We start from the raw sequence: 18,638 nt of genomic DNA, 5'->3' as shown, positions 1-18,638 counted from the left end.
AAGCTTGGCGAATTATTGCTAAAGCATGGGCACATTGCAAGCGGTTTCGACATGTCGCTTTTCGATCAGCCCAACGCGCTCCATCGGCTCCTCGAGCATTTGCATAGCCTGACGCCGCAACGGCGCGACCTGCTCCTGCCACCATCGCTCGCGCCTAGACACCGTGCGGCGCGACACCCGGAAGCGAGCGGCGATGTCTTCCAAGGCTGGCTTGCCGCGAAACTGACGCATGATCAACGCGTCCGCCAGAAGCCGCTCTTCGGCGTTCAAACCGGTCATCAACGAATCAGTCACTTCTTGGATTGCCTTGGCGCCGTCGACACGCGGCGAGTATTCCGCCAGGATGGCGCGCCATAGGTCGGGGCGGCCCGCCAGCGTCCGCTTTGTGAACTCCAGCACCATCACTGCCTGAGCGTGCCAATCATGCGGCGTCAGGCCGGTGGGCACGCGGCGCATCTCCAGGCCGTACCGCTCGCGCAGCGACTCGACAATCAGCTGGGTCGCGTTCTTCGGCTCGATCGGTAATTCGGTCATTGTGAACGCGACCGCCAGCGCTTCCTCGGGTGAGTGGAACATCAGCGCACGTCTCCTGCACGGCTTGAGATGGACATCATCGGGGGCTGGTGGGCAGCCGCCCGGGCTTGGTTGATGCGAAGCGCTGTCGGCGGCACCCATGGCCGCGTCTGCAGCGCACCGGCGACGCGGCGGACCATCGACTCGCTGTAGCCCAGCAATGCGGCGCCAGCTTTGGCTTCAATGTGATCCGGGCGCACGGTCATGGGCGTGGCCACGCGCGGCGGCGGCAGCTTGAAGACCGACGTCCCGGCTGCTTGCACGGCCTTGCCATGGATGGCATGCCAGCGGTTATACGCCTGGCTGGGACTGACACCGTTGCGGGTAATGCTTTCGCCAGTGCAGGACCACAGGCCCTTCCGCACCAGCTTGATATGGGGTTTCACGGTTTGGGCTCCTGCTTAGGGTGGTCGGTTGTGCCGCGGCTGGCGCGCACGCGGTCGACGGCGTAGGACATTGCGCGGGTGCGCTTCAGTGCTGGGGCCTGCAGCTTGGCAGGTGCAGGCTTGCGCGGGTTCGGCTTACTCGGATGAAAGACACCCATCACGCCTCCGATGTGAGCGGTTTGATGGTGACGCGCACGCCTGGCTGGCGACCGTAACGCTTGATCTTCATCACGTCCGTCACCTGCACGTCGTCGCGCCAGCAGATGCCGTTCAGCGCATCGAAGATGGCCTTCTCGATGTTGTCGATGTCCGGCTTGGTGGTGGGCATGATCAGGCCGAATGCAGCGCGCTCCTGCTTGGCGCCAGACCACGAGGCAGGGATCGGCACCACGATCGACAGCACCACCGCGAGGGCGCCCTGTTCTGGATCGCGACCCGCCATTGCTTGCCGCCCGGCATGGGCCACAACTGCCTCATAGCTGACGGTCTTGGCGGGCGTGTACATGCGCACGCCTGCTTTGGTCTTGCTGGCGCGAGGTCGGCCCTTCCCTACCGGCACGCCGGGCACCATGAATGCAATCTCAGCCATGGGGCGACTCTCCTGCATTGCGCAGCGCCGTCTCTGCCATGCGCACATTGACTGCGGGCGGCCGGCCGGATGGCTGCTTGTCTTGCTCCAGAATCCGATAGGCCCACCGCAGATCACGATTGCGAACTTGTGTCGGCACGGTCTTCACGGCGTCAGCGACGGCGGCGGAAAGGCGAGCCAGCTGCTGCCGCGCCTCGGCGTCGGACGTCGTCGCCCGGCCCGGCGCCGCAAGCGCCAGCGCAGGCTCGGGCACGTCCGGCCATTTGCCTTTGCCCATGACGTCCTGCAGGGCGTTTGTCCACCGCCCCTTCAGCCCGCTATAGCCAGACGCCAGCATGTCGTGCTGTCCGATGCGCACGGCCGCCCAGTAGATCGCCGGGTGTGGCCAGTGACCGGTCTCTCCGCGTTGGCGGGCGTGCAGGCCTTCCACTGCGGCATAGAAAGCCTGCTCAGGCTCCAACGTTGGGCGGCACAGCGCCAGGAACTCGGGCAACGTCGGCACGAAAGTGCGAGTGGCGCATGCGTGGATACCGCGGCGAACCTCGCCAGCGGTGTAGCCGACCAGCCGTTGCGCCCAGTGATCGGTCAACTTGGCCGGGTCTACGTTGCCCCACTGCTGGTCGAACTTCGAGCCGTATTCGCACCGCAGGAAGTCGATGATCTCGACAGCGACGCGGCGGGCGGCATCGTCGCCAGCGGGCGCTTTAACCAATGTCGGCAGCATCGAGCATCCCCATGTCTTTTTCTTCGGATGCCACGCCGCGGGCCTTTGCGATTTCCGCATCCAGCTGGCGGGCCCATTCGGCTTGCTTGTCGGCTCGGCTGGCCACGCGTTGCGGCGCGTCCTTCGGTGGGAACAGGCCGGACCAGCCTGCGTTGATGGCGTGATCGATCACCGGGCCGGGTGCCGTGCCGACAGCGACATGGGCCTCCAGGGCGTTCAGGTGAAGCTTGGCCGCTGCCGCCGTGACCGGCTTGCGGCGGTCTTTCCGGTCCTGCACCCAGCGCTTCCAGTCTTCCCGGGGCAGCCAGTCGGGCAGCATGATGCTGGCTGCATCGAATCCAGAGCGCGGCTGCGCGCCTTTGGGTTCTGACGGTTCCTTGATGGTTCTATGACGGTTATATGCGGGTGCAACCGGTTGCACCCTTTCCGGTTGTGGATTGCACCCTTTCGTGTCGTCGTTTGCACCCTTTGCGTCGTCAATTGCACCGTTTTCGATGGGTGCAATATCTGCACCCTTTAGCCACTCGGGCGAAATGCGGTATTCCCGGTGCTGTCCACGGCCACCGTTGCCGCTGTTCACCAGCACCAGCCAGCCCGACTTCAGCATGCGGCTCAGTTGGTACTGGACCGATCGCACCGACTGGCGCGTCTTCAACGCGAGCGCTTCGACCGACGGGTACACCCGCGTGCCGTCATCGCTCGCGTGATCGGCCAGGGCGAGCGCGAGCAGCATCTCGCCCGCACTGCCCGGGTACCGGTCAAAGACCATCGTCATGACCTTGATGCTCATGTCAGGCTGCCAGGTCCATGCTCTGCGTCACCCCGGCTACGATGGCCGCAGGTGCGCCGGGCTGCACAGGGGCATCCAGCACCAGGTCGTAGCAGATTGCTTTTGGGACGCCGCGGCGTTCAAGGTAGGCGGCCAGCTCACGGTCTCGCCTGATCAAGTCCTCGGCCTCCAGCACCATCAGCTTGGCGCGGACAGTGCGCTCATGCAGGCCGGTGTCCCGGGCCATACGAGCAGCGGTCGGATGGGCGCCGCGGCCGTCCTGCCCCGCGTAGCCCGCCAGCACCAGCAGGACGTGCCGGGCGGTCGGGTCTGTGACGATTTGCTGGGTCATTGCCCAAGCTTGCGCTTGTGCGCTCATAGGTGATCCCCTCGTGGAACGATCTTGCTGATGGGAAGCGCTGACAGGGTTTTGCCCAGCGCGGTGAATCTCTGGGCGCGCACAGGCTCCCAGGCGAAATAGGCGGTGTCCCAGGCGAGTGCCTTCTGGGCGCGGGTCATGCGGTTGCCGCTGTCGAGTTCAGCATGACATGCGTGGCAGGCCGGCACGGTGAAGCGGTCGAAGGCCTTGATCCCCTTCCCTTTGCCGTGGATGCCCTGGTTGCTGTGTGCAGGCACCACCGTGGCGGCGCCGCTGGCGCCCAGGCAGACACTGTCGAGGCGCAGAAAACACTGCTCGCCACGGCACACATCGAGGGCGGCCTGGTCACGGCCGGGCCGGGCCTTTGGCTTACGGCGGGCGGTCATCTTCGGTGCCGCCGAGGTGCGCGCGATTGCCGAGCGCTTCATCGGCGTTGTGCGGGTCATGGGCGTGCGCTGCTTCAGCATGTCGTGCCCGCCCTGCTGTCCAGGTAGGCAAACTTACGGTCGAAGTGGGACGCCCACACCGCGTGCGCGTCGGACCCTTCCGGAAACGGGTTCGGGGTAAACGGTAGGCCAGGCTCGCTCGACCAATGAGCGGCGATCGCGGACTTTTCTGCTTCCTCAGCGATGGCACAGCGTGATGCGAATATGTCCATGCTTACCGTCCCGGCCCGCACTCGCCCATACCGGCGCGCGCGCAATGGCAGGCGGCACCGATCTGGCTGCCGTATGCGAGGAAATCCATGTACTGCTTGCTGGAAACGACCAGCGACAGCACCGCCATGGCCGCGTCGATCTTGTCGATCGTCAGCCCCATCTGTCCTGACATGAAGCGACTCACCTGCGAGTCGTCCCAGGCCAGTGCGTCGCGCACCTTCGCCCGGGTTGCTGGATCGACCAGCGCTTCACGAAACGCACGCTCCATGCTGGGCTTGCGGACAACGTTCACCTGGGCATTCATGCCTGTTCAACCTCAAGAAGGGACACACAAAAAGGACTGCGTGCTGTTGCACGCACACACGTAGAAACTGGCGCTTCACCACAACTCGGCATCACCGGATTCACATGACCTACAACACCCGCGACACTCACCTCTCCGACATGCTGGAGACCATCATGGGCATCACGCCTGTATCCGAAACGAAACGCCTGCTGAAGCAGGCCAAAGACATTGCGAATGAAGTGCTGGGCGACTGCAGCGAACTGACGGTCATCGCGGTGTTCCAGCGCCTGTGCGCAGAAACCGACATGGCCGGGCCGGACTTCAGCCCCAGCGACCATTTGGGCGGGCACTGAGCCGTGCTGCAGGTATTGGGCGGTCAGCCCCGAGCGGCTACGATGGCGGCTCCTACACCCCACCTTCACCCACAAGGGACTGACCATGGAAACCATCTCAGCGCCGGACAAACTGCATGGCAAACTCATCGCGCAGATGTCCTTGCTGAAGTCACTCGTCGCAGTGCTACCGCTAGAAGCCCTGCAAGCGTTACTGCCAGAACTGGAGCGAGATACCGAGTTCGCGAAGGACTTTCTAATTGCGCAGGGACTGACGGACGCAGGCATTGCTGCATACGAGGAGATGGCCGACCTGAATCTGCAGCAACTGCGCAAGATCCTGCGGGAGAAAGAAATCGCTCAAACGCCCGGCGGCGCTCTTCAACTGTTGAAGGAACGCCTACGCTCCAGCGACTCGCCCGACTGAACGATTGGCGCTTACCCATGGCTCACCTCCTTCGACTTGGTGCACCGCTTGGGCTTGAGCCGCGGCGCTCCACCAATCAGCTCAGGCTTAAGGTGACGTCGTGCGATCGCCGCCACAACACGATCTTCGAGCCGACGCGGAAGTGGGTCCGGCCACTGCCCATAAGCCTGCGGCGTAATGCCGATAGCTTCTGCAGCGGCGGAGGGAGTGCCCCCAAGGAGCTTGGTCGCAAGAGTCTTTTCCATGCCGCAATTAAAGCATTCTTTAAAACAAGAAGCAACCATGCTTTGCACTGTTGAAAGTAATCTTTCGTCCATGAGCACAACCTATGGCGCACGCCTCGATACAGCCTTGCGGCTGGCAAAAATGGACAGGCAGACGCTTGCGGATCAACTGGGCGTTTCAGTCCAGGCCATCGGCCAGGTCATTGCCGGAAAAACGAAGGCTCTGACAGCCGAAAACTCTGCGCAGGCAGCTCGGGTGCTTGGTGTCGATGGGTATTGGCTGGCGACTGGTGAGGGAGATGCCGGAGGTGCCAAGCCTGGGGCGGCGAAGGCCGCTGCACCGATCTGGCCATTCGCCAGGATCCGAGAGGCAGACGTGCGGGCGCTTTCAGAAGGCGATCGCACCTTTGTGGAAGGGGCAATCGCTCTGGCGGTGGCGCAAGCGGGCATGAACCTGACTGTTGCCGCGCCTGGGGTGGCGGAGCGCAACGATGAGCCGAGCGGCCACATTCGCCCTGCATCGATAGAAGCAGCGAACGACCCCGACTACATCGCTATCCGCAAAATGCAGATCAAGATTTCGGCAGGCGTTGCAGGGTATTCGATCGATCCTGAAGAGGATCAAGGTGGCGGCGGATTGGTGTTTCTCCCGCGATTGTGGGTAGAGCGGCGGCAACTCATATCCCATGCCTTGTTCGCAACTTCGACTCGTGGGATGAGCATGTTCCCTCGTGTGCACGAGGGGGACACCATTGTGGTCAACACCGCGGACTCACGCCAGCGAACTGGCGAGGTCTTCGCCGTCAATCACGAAGGGGAATTCACGATCAAGCGATTGCAGCGGCACCAGAACCACTGGTGGCTGTACTCTGACAACCCTGACCAGGCCAGCTTCCCACCTGTCATGTGCTCTGAAAGAACTCAGATGATCGGCAAGGTCGTGCTACTCCAAGCCGAGCAACTTTGATGCATTCGTGATGACACTGAGCTGTCGAACCACCTTCGGGTGGTTTTTTTTCGTCTATTGCACCAGCCCGCAGACGATCTGGCGCGCCTGATAGCCATCGTCTGATCTGAAGTAGGCCTGCCCTCCTGCGGCTAAGTGGCTAACGATCTCAGACGACCATACGTGGCCGATCCGGCGCCGGGGAGCCCCGGCAAGGGCATGTACCACCCCGCCTTCAAGGCGCAGGACCCCGCCATTCCTTGCGGCACTTATGCCCTGCTCATCCGCACCGTCCAGCGTTGCGATAACGGGCATCCAACTGTCTCTTAAGATACTGTTCATACATACAGTATTCCACGACTGTCGAGCAAAGACTAGTCCGGATTAATTCCTGTCTGCTCGGTTAAGGCACATGCTCTGCCATCGACCTTCAGTTAAAGAATGCTTGATTACTGAAAACAAGAATGCTTTAATGATTCCAAGCCGCTCGATTGTGACGGCAGCACTTGGGATCAACCATGAACGCACGCAGCACCAGCGCGGCCGGCAAGGCCAAGCTCCCAATCCACCTCCCCATCACTCACCAGCAGCTCGGCGCCGGCACTGGTCGGGCCTTCGTGGTCGATGCCATCGGCCGCAAGCTGACCGGCCCCATGCCTGCCGGCTTTGCCAGGTACCGCGCCGCCAAGTTCAACGCCGAGGTCGAGGCGGGCAATTCGTCGCGCTTCACTGCGACCAAGCCCGCGTCATCGGCACCAACCGCCACGGAAGCCATTGCGGCGCCCACGGCTGACTTTGGCCCCCTGGGCACCATCCACACCAGCACGAACCCCTACATGGTCGCGGCCGACCTTCCACTGGGCATCAGCACGGCCGCCTTCGACGCGGGCTGGCCCGACCTGATCGACCGCTTGGCCGCCGCCATCGACCGCCACCAGGTCGTGATGCAGCAGGACGACGACCTGCGCGAAGAGCACACCATGCAGTTGCCGAAGGGATACCGGGTCGGCAAGTCCGATCAGGACGACGGACCGGTCATTGCCCTGGTGGTCGACCCCTACACCTACAGCGCCCACCTGCTGCGCCGTGACGCCGGCCGCATCCGCGATGCCGTGCGCTTTGCCCTTTCTGGCGGAGTGCAGGCATGAACCAGTACGGCCGCTTCAAGGCAAGCAAGCGCGGCGGCAGCTTCCTGCCACGCGTGGTCGATTCCGGCACTTGGGCCGACAACGCCCTGGCCACCGACGCCACGATGCCGCGCGACGACGCATTCCGCTGGGGCCTTATCTGCGCCCACGCGCTTCACCAGCAGCCCGAGTCACAGGGCCACTGGAACCACTTCGACTCCGACACCGACCGCGCGCTCTGGCAGCAAGGCTTCGACCGCGGCCAATCCCTCATTGCTCACCTCGGCGCCTGACGCCGTCTCACCAAGGAACGCACCATGGAATCACAGAACGTTGTCTCGATCGCCCGTGCCTACGGCCGCCAGCCTGGCGCCCACCAGGTGACGCAGCACCAGTACGTCGAGGTCCTTCGCAATCGCGACATGTATCGCCGCCTGTACGACCAGAACACGGCTGCGCTGTCGCAAGCCCGTGGCGAGTTGTACGCCGCCCAGCAGCAGATCAAAACGCTGGAGCGCGAACTGGACGCCCACCGCGCCGGCGAACCCCTGGCCATCCTTGGCGAAGCCATGACGATGCTGACCGACATGGTCACCGATACCCGCGAAGACGAGCGTGCCCTCGGCGCCGTTGGCGTGCGCCTACCCGCGGCATCCACGCAGCACGTTGCCGCCGGCGAAGCACTGATCAGCCGCGCGGCTCCCCTGCTTTCCCACGTAAAGGGTGCAGCATGATCACCTTTATCGCATTGTTCCTGCTGGCGTCGGTACTGGCTCTGTTGGTCGGCCTGGGCCTGGGCCGCGCCGCAGCGCACGCCGATCGCGAACTGGCCGACGACGCCCTCGCCCAGGGCCGTCCAGACATCGCCGCAATCTACCTCCAAGGGTGCGCAGCATGAGCAGGCCCATGTCCCAGGCAAACCGCGACGCGATCCTTGCAACCCTTGCTGACGTGGCGGCGTCCCCTGCCGAACTGGCGGCTATCACCGGCGAGAGCGTCACGCGGATCGACAACTGGCTCAAGACACGGCGCCAAGACCACAAGGACGTGTACATCGACGACTGGCGCCACATCGCCGGGACGAGCGGCGGCTATGCGTTGTGGCGTGCTGGCGAGGGCGAGAGCAAGCCCTACCCCTCGGCTGAGTTTCAGCGCCTGGGCCATACCCAGCTGGAAGCCAAGGCCCGCGCGGCCGACCTCGCCCGCCAACGCGCCTCGATCCCGAAGCGGGCTGCACGTGACCCAATCGTAGCGGCGCTGTTCGGCCCCTATCGCCGCCGCACCAACAACGGAGCACCAGCATGACCACTACAAACACTCTGCCACTGGACGGCGAGCGCCTGCTTCAGATCGCCCGCGACACCGGCCTGCGCCATCACCTGCATGGCGTGGCACCTGCGGGTGCCCGCGCGCTGCTGTCGCAGTTCATTGCCGCTGTTCACGCCGCCCAGCGGGCCGCGGCGCAAGCACCAGCTGACGGCCTGGTCACGCTGAGCGCCTGCCCCGACGAATACCTGGATGGGGTCCGGGCTCCCTTCGTTGTCCAGCGCCAAGATGATCCTATCGCTTACGTGCTCGACCTGAGCGATGGCCAGCGTATCGTCGCTGCATTCAACGATTCCAGCGCGGACGAACCGAAAGCCCACCAGCTTGATGCAATCGACGGAGCCATCGCGTTCGGCGTCAGCGGCGTCAACGCGCCACCAGCTGGCCATTGGCTGCAGCGCTTTTGGGACATCGGCCGCGACCAGGCGGCGGTGCGCGGCCAGGCGCTGGAGGAAGCGGCGCTTGCGATCCTGGCCGGCGACGAAAAGTCATTGCGTGAAAACGATTACATGTGGGACGCCGACGACTGCGCTGCCGAGATCCGCGCGCTGAAGGGCACGCCCGCCGCTGCGCTGGCTGGGTGCGGATGTAGCGACTTCGAGCAGAAGCATTGCCGTGGCGCTGCGAGTCCATTCGCTGAACACCCAGACTGCGCTCGCGCCGCTGCGGTGGAGGATGCGCACCCGGTAGCCTTGGAACGAGCGGTGCGCGATCAGTCGCTGCTCGAAGTGATCCAGGCGCTCAACGGCAACCCCTACAGCCTGACCAAGAGCGAATGCATCAACGTCGTCGAAACGCTGAAGGGCACGTCCGCCGCTGCTTGCATTGGCTGCGGTGGTCCTGGTTGGTATACATCGCACACCACGGGATACGGGCATTGGGTTCCTTGCCGCCATTGCAATCCTGGTGGGAAGCCGGTGTCGCAGCCATCCACCAATCCCGGAGCACTCGCAGCGGCGAATGCGCACGACTGTTGCGCAAATTGCCTGTGGCCGGAGTCCGAGCATCGTGGCGACAAGTGTCCGCCGCCGTACACGACGGTTTGGCATGCCTGGGATTACGACTCACCGCCCGACGCCGCCATCGCCAGCAAGGCGCTGGACGCCCAACCATCCGGGAATGCCGGAGAGTTGGAGAAAGCACTGCGGCTGGCCGAAGCCGCCCTTGCCGACATTGGCGACGCTGACCGCGAGCCGGGCGACGATGTGGCGTGGTGCGAGCGCCGCGCCGCCCAGGCGTTGCCAGCGGTGCGCGCCGCCATCGCCGCCAGCAAGGAAGGGGCGAGCCATGAATAACACCGTCCAGACGTGTCAGGACAACATGGCAAAAATCAATATCGGCGCGACGCTCTTTCGCGGCTCCCGAGCTTGGATCGTGACTCACCACCGGCGGCGTGAAACGGGCATTGATCTGACGCTGCGCCATGGCCGGCGCGAATTCGTCCTGCAGGTGCCTATCTGCATATCGGGGCCTTGCTTATCTGACGTCGGGCTTCGTTCAGGATCGCTGGCGCCGACACAGCGCACTCTGCTTGTTGAAGGGGCCAGCCATGGATAAGCAGCAAGGCAAGTATGACGACGTGCTGCGGCCCTTCCTCGCGCTGATGGAAGCCGAGCTACACGCAAACGCCGGCAAGGGCGACCGTCCCGGCTGGCTGTCGATGACGCGCCAGACCGCGCTGCTGGAAATCTACTACCACGTCGCCAAACTCCAGAAGGCAGCCAAGAACGATGACGCCGCCTTGATCCGCGAGCACGCGGCCGATGTCGCCAACATGGCGATGATGCTGCTGGACGTGTGCGGAGGTCTGCCCGCCGCGCCCCAGCCGCCCAGCGCATCGGACAAGCGGGACTATCCGGCGGTGACCTATGCCAAGGCGTTCCGGTTCCTGGGCAGCTTGGCTAACCCACTGTTCGAAACGAAGTTTGTCGGGGACGCGGCGCATTCGAGCGAGATCCCAAACGACGGTCTGGTGCGTTTCGCTCAGGCGCTCATCGATGAAGATCGCGCCGCGCTGGCCCCCTCGCCCGGCGTTGATGCGGCCGAGCAGAAGCCGGTTCCCTTCAGGCTTGGCAATGAGTACCAGACGCAGTCCGGTGAGTGGGTGCGCTTTGTCAGCGTCAGCAATGCAGGGACGGTTTACGAAAGCATGGCGGATGAGAATGGCGTCCACCGATACACGACACGCGATTACGGCCGCGTGACCGGCACCGCGCACGACTATTCCGACCCGCTCAACACGCCGCCGCTTTACGCCGCCCCCTCACCTGCTGCCAGTGCGGAGCCGCACCCGCCCAGCCGCGCCTGCATGTGCGCCGACTGCCAGCCGTCGTTCGACAACGGCGCCGACGACCCAACGCGGCGCTACGACATCACCCGCGGAGGTGCCAATGGGTAAACGGCGCCCAGCAGCATGCCCGCCCGTGCCGCCGCATCGCAAGGCCTTCGGCACAGCGGTAAACGTGGATGGCGAGGTGCTGCTGCATACCGTTGCCGAGATGGACGCGTATGGCTTGGCATGCTTCAAGGCGGGCCAAGCGTCGGCTGTGAAGGCCAGCACCAGCAGCGTCCCCAGCATCGCCGACGCCATTCAGAAAGATGAGGACCGTTGGACCGATTACCGCAGCGGCCGCGGCTCCCGACCCGGAGGAGTGAGATGAGCGAGATACTGTCGCCTGCTGAACTGAAAGACCTGACAGGGTACGTGCGCGCCGTCGAGCAGCGCCGCGTCTTGAACGAGCAGGGCATTCCCTTCAAGGAGGTGGGGACACGCACCGTGGTGTTAAGCCGGCACGTAGTGGCCTGGGTCGAGGGCCGTGCAATCGCGCGGCACGCTGAACCAAACTTCGCAGCAGTGAGATGACCAACAAATACCCGAGATTTCGTGTCCACACCCGCCGGCGGCTGAACGGCAGGGTGAGCAACTATTATTTCTACGACAACCGTGGCACGGGCAAGCCTGACGTGTCGCTGGGCTCGGACTATGAAGCCGCGATCAAGCGCTGGCACGAGATCCACAACAATGCGCCGCGCATCGCCGGGACGCTGGAGGAAGCATTTGGCCGATGGAAGGACGAGGTGCTGCCCACGTATGAAAACGTTGAAACGCGTAAGGGGTATGCGAAGAACCTGGCGCAACTGCGACCGGTGTTCGGCACGGCCACGTGGGAGTCGGTTCGCTTCACCCATCTGAAGGAATACCTGAAACGGCGCAGTGCGAAGACGCAGGGCAACCGCGAGATGTCGCTGCTGTCGATCATCTGGAATTGGGCTCGCGGCGAGGATCTGACGCAAGTGCCGTGGCCGGCGGCCGGCATGGAGCGCTCACGATGGAAGAACAGCGAGGATGCGCGCGAGTTCGAGGTGACCGACGTGCTGTTTGACGCCGTCTATGCTGAGGCGGATTCGGTGCTCCGCGACTGCATGGACGTCGTCACGGCGACGGGCATGCGCCTCACGGATGTGCGCACGATCCTGCTGCCAGGGGGCGACTTGTTGCGGCTCAAGGCCAACAAGACGGGCAAGAAGGTCGACTTCGAGATTTCGATGTCTGCTGTCCTGCCTGACCTGATCGCAAGACGGCGGCTGCTGAAAGCGGACCACCTGATGCTGCTGTCGACGCCGACCGGGCGGCCGGTGTCGGCCACGATGCTGCGGAGCCGGTGGGATGCCGCACGCGCGGCAGCTGCGGCCAAAGCCGAAGAGCGCGGCGAGGACGCACTGGCGAAAGAGATCAGGAACATGTTCCTGCGCGACATGCGCAAGCGCGCGTCGGACTTGGCCGACGACCTGGAAGGCGCATCGAAGCTGCTGCAGCATGGGTCCACCCAGCTGACCCAGCGGCACTACCGAACGAAGGCCACAAAGCTCAAGCCTGTCCGCTAAATGCGGAACGCCTTGCGGAACAGATGCGGAACGTCGGTGCTTTTGATGAGTGTCTACTACAGCGGAAAGCCGCGTAGCTAGTGGTGGTGCCCGGGGCCGGAATCGAACCGGCACGCCTCGCGGCGGGGGATTTTGAGTCCCCTGCGTCTACCAATTTCACCACCCGGGCGTCTCGTGACGCGAGCGCGGCAACAACATGCGCTCGGAGAGAAGTCGTGCATTATAAGCATAACTTTTGCAAAAAGCGCAGGCCACCTGCCCAACCGGTTATCATCGCTGGTTTTCCGCAAGCATTACGCCTCATCCCCCGTGTCTGACCTGACCCTGGACGACTTCGATTACGTCCTTCCTCCCGAGCTGATCGCCCAGTCCCCGGCCGCCGATCGCACTGCCAGCCGTCTGCTGCATCTTGATGCGCAGGGCGGGCTGCATGATCGTCAGTTCACTGACTTGATCGGCCTGCTCCGCCCCCATGATCTGCTGGTGTTCAACGACACGCGCGTGATCAAGGCGCGGCTGTTTGGCGAGAAGTCGAGCGGTGGCAAGGTGGAAGTGCTGGTCGAACGGATTACGGCGCCGGATCGCGCGCTGGTGCACATGCGCGCCAGCAAGTCGCCCAAGGCGGGTGCCGTCATCCGGCTGGAAAACGCGTTCGACGTGACGATGCTGGGGCGGGAAGACGATCTGTTCGACCTGCAGTTCCCGGGGCCGGTGCTCGATCTGCTGGAAGCGCATGGCGCGACGCCCTTGCCGCCGTACATCACGCACACGCCCGATGCCGGTGACGATGCGCGCTACCAGACGGTGTATGCACGCCAGCCGGGCGCGGTGGCGGCGCCGACGGCGGGGCTGCATTTCGATGAGCCGACGCTCTCAACACTGAAAGCCAAGGGTGTGAACACGGCGTTCGTGACGCTGCATGTGGGCGCGGGTACCTTCTTGCCGGTGCGCACGGAAAAGCTGTCCGAGCACGTGATGCATAGCGAGTGGTACACGCTGCCAGAAGAAACCGTCAAAGCCATCCACCAAACAAAAGCCCAAGGCGGCCGGGTGATCGCGGTCGGGACGACCAGTGTTCGCGCGCTGGAGTCAGCCGCCAAGGCCCATTGGCCGCTGCAGGCGACCGAGGGCGATACCAAGCTCTTCATTACGCCGGGCTACGAGTACAAGGTGATCGACGCGATGGTCACCAATTTCCATTTACCCAAGTCCACGTTGATGATGCTGATCTCTGCACTGGCAGGGATGGCCCCGATCAAGGCGGCCTATGCGCATGCCGTGGCGCAGCGCTATCGCTTTTTCAGCTATGGCGATGCGATGTTTATCGAGAAACCATGAACGGACTCAATTTTGAGCTGCTGGCAACGGATGGACTGGCCCGACGCGGCCGGGTCACGTTGAACCACGGCGTGGTGGAAACGCCGATCTTCATGCCGGTGGGCACCTACGGCACGGTCAAGGCCATGGCGCCGTACGAGCTGAAGGAAATCGGCGCGCAGATCGTGCTGGGCAATACCTTCCACCTGTGGCTGCGCCCAGGCACGGAGATCATGGAGGCCCATGGCGGCCTGCATGGCTTCATGCAGTGGGACAAGCCGCTCCTGACGGATTCGGGCGGCTTTCAGGTGTTCAGCCTGGAAGGCCTGCGCAAGATCACGGAAGAAGGCGTGCGCTTCGCGTCCCCCATCGACGGCGCGCGGCTGATGCTGACGCCGGAAGAGTCGATGCGGATCCAGCGCTCGCTCAATTCCGACATTGCCATGGTGTTCGACGAGTGCACGCCTTACATGATGGGCGATCGTCCGGCCACGGCCGAAGAAGCCGCCACGTCGATGCGGATGTCGCTGCGCTGGGCCAAGCGGTCGCTGGATGCGTTCAACGCACTGGAAAATCCCAACGCGCTGTTCGGCATCGTGCAGGGCGGGATGTACGAGCACTTGCGCGACGAGTCGCTGGCCGGGCTGACGGATATCGGCTTCCACGGCTACGCGATTGGCGGGCTGTCGGTGGGCGAGCCGAAAGAAGACATGTTGCGGATCCTGAACCACGTGGGTCCGCGCTTGCCGCAAAATGCACCGCGCTACCTGATGGGCGTGGGCACGCCGGAAGACCTGGTGGATGGCGTCGCGCACGGGATCGACATGTTCGATTGCGTGATGCCGACCCGGAACGCGCGCAACGGCTGGCTGTTCACGCGGTTTGGCGACATCAAGATCCGCAACGCGCGCTATCGCGCCGATACGACGCCGCTGGATGAAACCTGTGGCTGCTACACGTGTCAGAACTTCTCACGGTCGTATCTGCACCATCTTTTCCGCTCGAACGAGATTCTCGGCGCGCGACTCAATACGATCCACAACCTGCATTACTACCTGAATCTGATGCAGGAAATGCGGGACGCGATCGCGGCCGGCACGTTTTCGGCGTGGCGTGTGAAGTTTCACGCCGACCGGGCACGGGGTATTTGACCTAGGTAACCCCTAGCCCTGCCGTGGCCTGCGGGGGCAGCGGTGGGCTACAATTTCGCGTTAATTTCGACGCAAGTTATTGATTCTGGAGAAGAAATGCTGTCATTGAACGAACTGGTCGCCCCACTGGCCCAATTCAATTTGGGTGGTGCCGGCGAAAGCCCGCTGATGGGCATGCTGCCGATCGCTTTGATGTTCGTGATCCTGTATTTCCTGATGATCCGTCCGCAAATGCGTCGTCAGAAAGAGCACAAGAACATGGTCGCCGCGCTGGCCAAGGGTGACGAAGTCGTGACGTCGGGCGGTCTGCTGGGCCGTGTCGTCAAGGTCAACGAAACGTACGTCACCCTGGAACTGAACCGCGAAGGCGAAAAGTCGGTGGAAGTGCTGGCACAGAAGGCTGCCGTCGCGACCGTCCTGCCCAAGGGCACGATCAAGGCCCTCTGATGCGGGCACGGGCCGCGCCTCCCTATCGGGCGGCGGGTGCGGCCCGGCAAGACGACTTTCCGGGGCTGGCGCATGGCGCCCGCCCCTTTTCGTGTCTTTGGCTACCGGCCGCCCTGCAGTAGCAACACTGGCCGCCGCCACCTTTCGTGGCGCGGCCTTCCGAGGTCAGATTACTCATGAATCGTTATCCTCTCTGGAAGTACATCATGGTCGTTGTCGCGATCGTGATTGGCTTCGTCTATACCTTGCCGAACTTCTTTGGCGAATCCCCGGCGGTGCAGGTATCCAGCGCCAAGGCGACCATCAAGGTCGACGCGTCGATGATGGGCAAGGTGGAACAGTCGCTGCAAGCGGCCAATATTCCCAATACCGGGCTGTACTTCGACCAGAACGGTCCGGTCGGCACCGTGCGGGCTCGCCTGACGTCGACCGACCAGCAGCTGCGCGCGCGCGACCTGCTCGAAAAAGAACTGAATCCGGATCCGACCGACCCGAGCTACACGGTGGCGCTGAACCTGCTGTCGGCCTCGCCGGCCTGGCTGACGTCGCTACATGCCCTGCCCATGTACCTGGGCCTGGACCTGCGCGGCGGCGTGCACTTCCTGCTTCAGGTGGACATGCGCGCGGCCTTGACCAAGCGGTATGACTCGCTGACCGGTGACGTGCGCAGCCTGCTTCGCGACAAGAACGTGCGCCACAACGGCATCGACCGCGTGGGCGACACGATCGAAGTGAAGTTCCGCGACGAAGCCTCGCGCGAAGCCGCCCGTGGCGCGCTGACCGACGGCATGCCCGATCTTCAGTTCACTGAACAGGTGGCAGGCGCCGACTACAAGCTGATCGGCGCGCTCAAGCCGGCCGCGATCAAGACGGCGCAAGACAACGCGCTGGGCCAGAACATCAGCACGCTGCACAACCGGATCAACGAACTGGGCGTGGCCGAGCCGATCATCCAGCAGCAAGGCGCCGACCGCATCGTGGTCCAGCTGCCCGGCGTGCAGGACGTGGCCAAGGCCAAGGACATCCTGGGTCGTACCGCGACCCTGGAAGTGCGCCTGGTCGATGACTCGCCCGAAGCGCAAGCCTCGTTTGCCAGCGGCACGGTGCCCTTTGGCCTGGAACGCTTCAACGATCGCGATGGCCGCCCGGTGCTGGTCCGCCGCCAGGTCGTGCTGACAGGTGAAAACCTGACGGATGCGCAGGCAGGCTTTGACGGCCAGAGCCAGCAGCCGGCGGTGCACCTGACGCTGGATGCCAAGGGTTCGCGCATTTTCCGCGACGTGACCCGCGACAACCTGAAGAAGCGCATGGCCATTCTGCTGTTCGAGAAGGGCAAGGGCGAGGTCGTGACCGCGCCCGTGATCCAGTCGGAAATCAGCGGTGGCCGCGTGCAGATCTCGGGCAGCATGACGTCGGCCGAAGCGGCTGACACCGCGCTGCTGCTGCGCGCCGGTTCGCTGGCCGCCCCGATGGAAATCATCGAAGAACGCACCATCGGCCCGAGCCTGGGCGCGGACAACATCGAGAAGGGCTTCAAGTCGGTGGCCTATGGCTTTGCGGCCATCGCCATCTTCATGATGCTGTACTACGGCCTGTTCGGCGTGTTCTCGGCGATTGCCCTGTCGGTCAACCTGCTGCTGCTGATCGCCTTGCTGTCGATGCTGCAGGCCACGCTGACGCTGCCAGGTATCGCCGCCATTGCGCTGGCGCTGGGCATGGCCATCGATTCGAACGTGCTCATCAATGAGCGCATTCGGGAAGAGCTGCGTGCCGGCGCGTCGCCCCAACAGGCAATCAACCTGGGCTTTGAACGGGCGTGGGGCACGATTCTGGACTCCAACGTCACCACCCTGATCGCCGCGGTCGCCCTTCTGGCCTTCGGCTCGGGTCCGGTCCGCGCGTTCGCCATCGTCCATGGTCTGGGCATTCTGACCTCGATGTTCTCCGCCGTAGTCGGCGCGCGTGCCCTTGCCAATCTCTGGTACGGCCGCCGCAAGAAGCTGCAGAAGATATCCATCGGTCAGGTCTGGAAACCCAAAGAGGTCTAAGAGATGGAATTTTTCCGCATTCACAAAACCATCCCGTTCATGCGTCACGCCGTGATCCTGAACGTGATCAGCCTGGTGACGTTCCTGCTGGCGGTGTTCTTCATCGCGCACAAGGGCTTTCACCTGTCGATCGAGTTCACCGGCGGCACGGTCATGGAAGTGGCCTACCCCCAGGCGGTTGAACTGGAAAAGGTCCGGGAAGTCGTCGCCGCAAAGGGCTACACCGACTTCCAGGTGCAGAACTTCGGCACCTCGCGCGACGTGATGATTCGCCTGCCCGTGGTTGAGGGCAAGACGTCGACGGTGCAAAGCACCGAGGTCATGCAGGCGCTGAAGACGGCAGACTCCGCGGTGGAGTTGCGCCGCGTGGAATATGTCGGGCCGCAAGTGGGTGAAGAGTTGGCGCACGATGGCCTGCTCGCCATGCTGTTCGTGGTGATCGGCATCATGATCTACCTGGCGTTCCGCTTCGAATGGAAGTTCGCGGTGGCAGGCGTTCTGGCCAACCTGCACGACGTGGTGATCATCCTTGGCTTCTTCGCGTTTTTTGAGTGGGAGTTCTCGCTGCCCGTGCTGGCGGCGGTACTGGCCGTGCTCGGCTACTCGGTCAACGAGTCGGTCGTGATCATGGACCGGATCCGCGAAAACTTCCGCAAGCAGCGCAAGGCCACGGTGGTGGAAGTTATCGACAGCGCCATTACCGCCACGATGTCGCGCACGATCATCACCCACGCATCGACGCAGATGATGGTGCTGTCCATGCTGTTCTTCGGCGGCCCCAGCCTGCACTACTTTGCGCTGGCGCTGACAATCGGCATCTGGTTCGGTATCTATTCGTCGGTGTTCGTTGCCGCGGCCATTGCGATGTGGCTCGGCGTCAAGCGCGAAGACATGGTCAAGCCGATCAAGAAGGACACTGAGGTGGTGGGCGGTTGATCCGCTGACCTTCCGGTGACGCAGTAAAAAGCCCGGCCTTGTGCCGGGCTTTCTGCATTCTGGCGGATGCCAGAACAATGACGCCCGGTCGTCGACCGGGCGTTTTG

Annotated in this window: 26 protein-coding genes and 1 tRNA gene; 18 read left to right on the top strand and 9 right to left on the bottom strand. The window is 63.4% G+C overall.

The features are described from left to right. Window positions 1-18: 18 nt before the first annotated feature. From IE116_RS20655 to IE116_RS20620, 8 genes are all read right to left on the bottom strand, one after another. Entirely contained in the window at window positions 19-576 is a 558-nt protein-coding gene (locus tag IE116_RS20655; protein WP_189615126.1) for a hypothetical protein, read from the bottom strand. Further along, entirely contained in the window at window positions 576-959 is a 384-nt protein-coding gene (locus IE116_RS20650; RefSeq protein ID WP_189615125.1) for a hypothetical protein, read from the bottom strand. The genes IE116_RS20655 and IE116_RS20650 overlap by 1 nt, the downstream gene beginning before the upstream one ends. A gap of 157 nt (window positions 960-1,116) precedes the next feature. Further along, a complete protein-coding gene (locus tag IE116_RS20645) occupies window positions 1,117-1,548 on the bottom strand; it encodes a RusA family crossover junction endodeoxyribonuclease (protein WP_229828629.1) in 432 nt (143 codons plus the stop codon). Next, the gene (locus tag IE116_RS20640; RefSeq protein ID WP_189615123.1) at window positions 1,541-2,272 is read right to left on the bottom strand and encodes a hypothetical protein; all 732 of its coding nucleotides are present in this window, start codon (window positions 2,270-2,272) and stop codon (window positions 1,541-1,543) included. The genes IE116_RS20645 and IE116_RS20640 overlap by 8 nt, the downstream gene beginning before the upstream one ends. After that, complete coding sequence (locus tag IE116_RS20635; protein ID WP_189615122.1) at window positions 2,253-3,062, bottom strand: phage replication initiator YdaU family protein; 810 nt, start codon at window positions 3,060-3,062, stop codon at window positions 2,253-2,255. Before IE116_RS20635 ends, IE116_RS20640 begins: the two co-directional genes overlap by 20 nt. 1 nt (window position 3,063) lies before the next feature. After that, window positions 3,064-3,393, bottom strand: coding sequence for a helix-turn-helix domain-containing protein (locus IE116_RS20630; RefSeq protein ID WP_229828626.1), 330 nt, complete (start codon window positions 3,391-3,393; stop codon window positions 3,064-3,066). 23 nt (window positions 3,394-3,416) lie between these two features. Next, entirely contained in the window at window positions 3,417-3,866 is a 450-nt protein-coding gene (locus IE116_RS20625) for a hypothetical protein (RefSeq protein WP_229828623.1), read from the bottom strand. Window positions 3,867-4,080: 214 nt separating this feature from the next. Next, the gene (locus tag IE116_RS20620; protein ID WP_189615120.1) at window positions 4,081-4,383 is read right to left on the bottom strand and encodes a DNA-binding protein; all 303 of its coding nucleotides are present in this window, start codon (window positions 4,381-4,383) and stop codon (window positions 4,081-4,083) included. A gap of 104 nt (window positions 4,384-4,487) precedes the next feature. Between IE116_RS20620 and IE116_RS20615 the strand changes: the two genes are divergently transcribed. The 13 genes from IE116_RS20615 to IE116_RS20555 all read left to right on the top strand — a co-directional run bounded on the left by IE116_RS20615 (window position 4,488) and on the right by IE116_RS20555 (window position 12,632). Continuing rightward, a complete protein-coding gene (locus tag IE116_RS20615) occupies window positions 4,488-4,718 on the top strand; it encodes a hypothetical protein (RefSeq protein ID WP_189615119.1) in 231 nt (76 codons plus the stop codon). Window positions 4,719-4,803: 85 nt separating this feature from the next. Then, entirely contained in the window at window positions 4,804-5,124 is a 321-nt protein-coding gene (locus IE116_RS20610; protein WP_189615118.1) for a hypothetical protein, read from the top strand. A gap of 243 nt (window positions 5,125-5,367) precedes the next feature. Then, a complete protein-coding gene (locus tag IE116_RS20605) occupies window positions 5,368-6,315 on the top strand; it encodes a LexA family transcriptional regulator (RefSeq protein ID WP_189615117.1) in 948 nt (315 codons plus the stop codon). Between the two features lie 497 nt (window positions 6,316-6,812). After that, window positions 6,813-7,442 carry a hypothetical protein gene (locus IE116_RS20600; protein ID WP_189615116.1) on the top strand — a complete coding sequence of 210 codons (630 nt, stop codon included), beginning with the start codon at window positions 6,813-6,815 and terminating at the stop codon, window positions 7,440-7,442. Beyond that, on the top strand, window positions 7,439-7,714 hold the full coding sequence (locus tag IE116_RS20595) for a hypothetical protein (protein WP_189615115.1): 276 nt from the start codon (window positions 7,439-7,441) through the stop codon (window positions 7,712-7,714). Before IE116_RS20600 ends, IE116_RS20595 begins: the two co-directional genes overlap by 4 nt. A 24-nt stretch (window positions 7,715-7,738) precedes the next feature. Next, window positions 7,739-8,155, top strand: a complete 417-nt coding sequence (locus IE116_RS20590) for a hypothetical protein (RefSeq protein WP_189615114.1) — start codon at window positions 7,739-7,741, stop codon at window positions 8,153-8,155. After that, window positions 8,152-8,319, top strand: coding sequence for a hypothetical protein (locus tag IE116_RS20585; RefSeq protein ID WP_189615113.1), 168 nt, complete (start codon window positions 8,152-8,154; stop codon window positions 8,317-8,319). Before IE116_RS20590 ends, IE116_RS20585 begins: the two co-directional genes overlap by 4 nt. A gap of 8 nt (window positions 8,320-8,327) precedes the next feature. Beyond that, a complete protein-coding gene (locus IE116_RS20580) occupies window positions 8,328-8,726 on the top strand; it encodes a hypothetical protein (RefSeq protein WP_189615112.1) in 399 nt (132 codons plus the stop codon). Beyond that, window positions 8,723-10,042 carry a tumor necrosis factor receptor family protein gene (locus IE116_RS20575; protein ID WP_189615111.1) on the top strand — a complete coding sequence of 440 codons (1,320 nt, stop codon included), beginning with the start codon at window positions 8,723-8,725 and terminating at the stop codon, window positions 10,040-10,042. Before IE116_RS20580 ends, IE116_RS20575 begins: the two co-directional genes overlap by 4 nt. Continuing rightward, window positions 10,035-10,304, top strand: coding sequence for a hypothetical protein (locus IE116_RS20570; protein WP_189615110.1), 270 nt, complete (start codon window positions 10,035-10,037; stop codon window positions 10,302-10,304). Before IE116_RS20575 ends, IE116_RS20570 begins: the two co-directional genes overlap by 8 nt. Beyond that, window positions 10,297-11,145, top strand: coding sequence for a hypothetical protein (locus tag IE116_RS20565; RefSeq protein WP_189615109.1), 849 nt, complete (start codon window positions 10,297-10,299; stop codon window positions 11,143-11,145). Before IE116_RS20570 ends, IE116_RS20565 begins: the two co-directional genes overlap by 8 nt. A 258-nt stretch (window positions 11,146-11,403) precedes the next feature. Continuing rightward, on the top strand, window positions 11,404-11,610 hold the full coding sequence (locus IE116_RS20560; protein WP_189615108.1) for a DUF4224 domain-containing protein: 207 nt from the start codon (window positions 11,404-11,406) through the stop codon (window positions 11,608-11,610). After that, complete coding sequence (locus tag IE116_RS20555; RefSeq protein WP_229828620.1) at window positions 11,607-12,632, top strand: site-specific integrase; 1,026 nt, start codon at window positions 11,607-11,609, stop codon at window positions 12,630-12,632. The genes IE116_RS20560 and IE116_RS20555 overlap by 4 nt, the downstream gene beginning before the upstream one ends. 84 nt (window positions 12,633-12,716) lie before the next feature. Here IE116_RS20555 and IE116_RS20550 read toward each other — a convergent pair. Then, window positions 12,717-12,801: transfer RNA gene (locus IE116_RS20550), tRNA-Leu, on the bottom strand. A gap of 140 nt (window positions 12,802-12,941) precedes the next feature. On the opposite strand from IE116_RS20550, the gene queA reads away from it, so the two are divergent. From queA to secF, 5 genes are all read left to right on the top strand, one after another. Then, complete coding sequence (gene queA, locus IE116_RS20545; protein WP_189615107.1) at window positions 12,942-13,970, top strand: tRNA preQ1(34) S-adenosylmethionine ribosyltransferase-isomerase QueA; 1,029 nt, start codon at window positions 12,942-12,944, stop codon at window positions 13,968-13,970. After that, on the top strand, window positions 13,967-15,100 hold the full coding sequence (tgt, locus tag IE116_RS20540; protein WP_189615106.1) for a tRNA guanosine(34) transglycosylase Tgt: 1,134 nt from the start codon (window positions 13,967-13,969) through the stop codon (window positions 15,098-15,100). Before queA ends, tgt begins: the two co-directional genes overlap by 4 nt. Before the next feature lie 168 nt (window positions 15,101-15,268). Further along, window positions 15,269-15,547: a preprotein translocase subunit YajC gene (gene yajC, locus IE116_RS20535; RefSeq protein WP_229828809.1), complete on the top strand. Its 279-nt coding sequence runs from the start codon at window positions 15,269-15,271 to the stop codon at window positions 15,545-15,547. A gap of 176 nt (window positions 15,548-15,723) precedes the next feature. Then, window positions 15,724-17,595 (top strand): protein translocase subunit SecD, encoded by a 1,872-nt coding sequence (secD, locus tag IE116_RS20530; protein WP_189615104.1) that lies wholly within the window; start codon window positions 15,724-15,726, stop codon window positions 17,593-17,595. 3 nt (window positions 17,596-17,598) lie between these two features. Next, window positions 17,599-18,531 (top strand): protein translocase subunit SecF, encoded by a 933-nt coding sequence (gene secF / locus IE116_RS20525; RefSeq protein ID WP_189615103.1) that lies wholly within the window; start codon window positions 17,599-17,601, stop codon window positions 18,529-18,531. Window positions 18,532-18,638 lie beyond the last annotated feature (107 nt).

This window comes from Pigmentiphaga litoralis (genome assembly GCF_014651835.1).
GTDB lineage: Bacteria > Pseudomonadota > Gammaproteobacteria > Burkholderiales > Burkholderiaceae_B > Pigmentiphaga > Pigmentiphaga litoralis.
The sequence above is the reverse complement of the archived record's forward strand: the minus strand, read 5'-3'. Positions and strand labels throughout refer to the sequence as shown.

What these genes read in the sequence shown, in the direction of transcription:
- IE116_RS20655 (WP_189615126.1), bottom strand. Translation starts at nt 576, where the DNA reads ATGTTCCACTCACCCGAGGAAGCGCTGGCGGTCGCGTTCACAATGACC.
- IE116_RS20645 (WP_229828629.1), bottom strand. Translation starts at nt 1,548, where the DNA reads ATGGCTGAGATTGCATTCATGGTGCCCGGCGTGCCGGTAGGGAAGGGC.
- IE116_RS20640 (WP_189615123.1), bottom strand. Translation starts at nt 2,272, where the DNA reads ATGCTGCCGACATTGGTTAAAGCGCCCGCTGGCGACGATGCCGCCCGC.
- IE116_RS20635 (WP_189615122.1), bottom strand. Translation starts at nt 3,062, where the DNA reads ATGAGCATCAAGGTCATGACGATGGTCTTTGACCGGTACCCGGGCAGT.
- IE116_RS20630 (WP_229828626.1), bottom strand. Translation starts at nt 3,393, where the DNA reads ATGACCCAGCAAATCGTCACAGACCCGACCGCCCGGCACGTCCTGCTG.
- IE116_RS20625 (WP_229828623.1), bottom strand. Translation starts at nt 3,866, where the DNA reads ATGACCCGCACAACGCCGATGAAGCGCTCGGCAATCGCGCGCACCTCG.
- IE116_RS20620 (WP_189615120.1), bottom strand. Translation starts at nt 4,383, where the DNA reads ATGAATGCCCAGGTGAACGTTGTCCGCAAGCCCAGCATGGAGCGTGCG.
- IE116_RS20615 (WP_189615119.1), top strand. Translation starts at nt 4,488, where the DNA reads ATGACCTACAACACCCGCGACACTCACCTCTCCGACATGCTGGAGACC.
- IE116_RS20610 (WP_189615118.1), top strand. Translation starts at nt 4,804, where the DNA reads ATGGAAACCATCTCAGCGCCGGACAAACTGCATGGCAAACTCATCGCG.
- IE116_RS20605 (WP_189615117.1), top strand. Translation starts at nt 5,368, where the DNA reads ATGCCGCAATTAAAGCATTCTTTAAAACAAGAAGCAACCATGCTTTGC.
- IE116_RS20600 (WP_189615116.1), top strand. Translation starts at nt 6,813, where the DNA reads ATGAACGCACGCAGCACCAGCGCGGCCGGCAAGGCCAAGCTCCCAATC.
- IE116_RS20595 (WP_189615115.1), top strand. Translation starts at nt 7,439, where the DNA reads ATGAACCAGTACGGCCGCTTCAAGGCAAGCAAGCGCGGCGGCAGCTTC.
- IE116_RS20590 (WP_189615114.1), top strand. Translation starts at nt 7,739, where the DNA reads ATGGAATCACAGAACGTTGTCTCGATCGCCCGTGCCTACGGCCGCCAG.
- IE116_RS20585 (WP_189615113.1), top strand. Translation starts at nt 8,152, where the DNA reads ATGATCACCTTTATCGCATTGTTCCTGCTGGCGTCGGTACTGGCTCTG.
- IE116_RS20580 (WP_189615112.1), top strand. Translation starts at nt 8,328, where the DNA reads ATGTCCCAGGCAAACCGCGACGCGATCCTTGCAACCCTTGCTGACGTG.
- IE116_RS20575 (WP_189615111.1), top strand. Translation starts at nt 8,723, where the DNA reads ATGACCACTACAAACACTCTGCCACTGGACGGCGAGCGCCTGCTTCAG.
- IE116_RS20570 (WP_189615110.1), top strand. Translation starts at nt 10,035, where the DNA reads ATGAATAACACCGTCCAGACGTGTCAGGACAACATGGCAAAAATCAAT.
- IE116_RS20565 (WP_189615109.1), top strand. Translation starts at nt 10,297, where the DNA reads ATGGATAAGCAGCAAGGCAAGTATGACGACGTGCTGCGGCCCTTCCTC.
- IE116_RS20560 (WP_189615108.1), top strand. Translation starts at nt 11,404, where the DNA reads ATGAGCGAGATACTGTCGCCTGCTGAACTGAAAGACCTGACAGGGTAC.
- IE116_RS20555 (WP_229828620.1), top strand. Translation starts at nt 11,607, where the DNA reads ATGACCAACAAATACCCGAGATTTCGTGTCCACACCCGCCGGCGGCTG.
- tgt (WP_189615106.1), top strand. Translation starts at nt 13,967, where the DNA reads ATGAACGGACTCAATTTTGAGCTGCTGGCAACGGATGGACTGGCCCGA.
- yajC (WP_229828809.1), top strand. Translation starts at nt 15,269, where the DNA reads ATGGGCATGCTGCCGATCGCTTTGATGTTCGTGATCCTGTATTTCCTG.
- secD (WP_189615104.1), top strand. Translation starts at nt 15,724, where the DNA reads ATGAATCGTTATCCTCTCTGGAAGTACATCATGGTCGTTGTCGCGATC.
- secF (WP_189615103.1), top strand. Translation starts at nt 17,599, where the DNA reads ATGGAATTTTTCCGCATTCACAAAACCATCCCGTTCATGCGTCACGCC.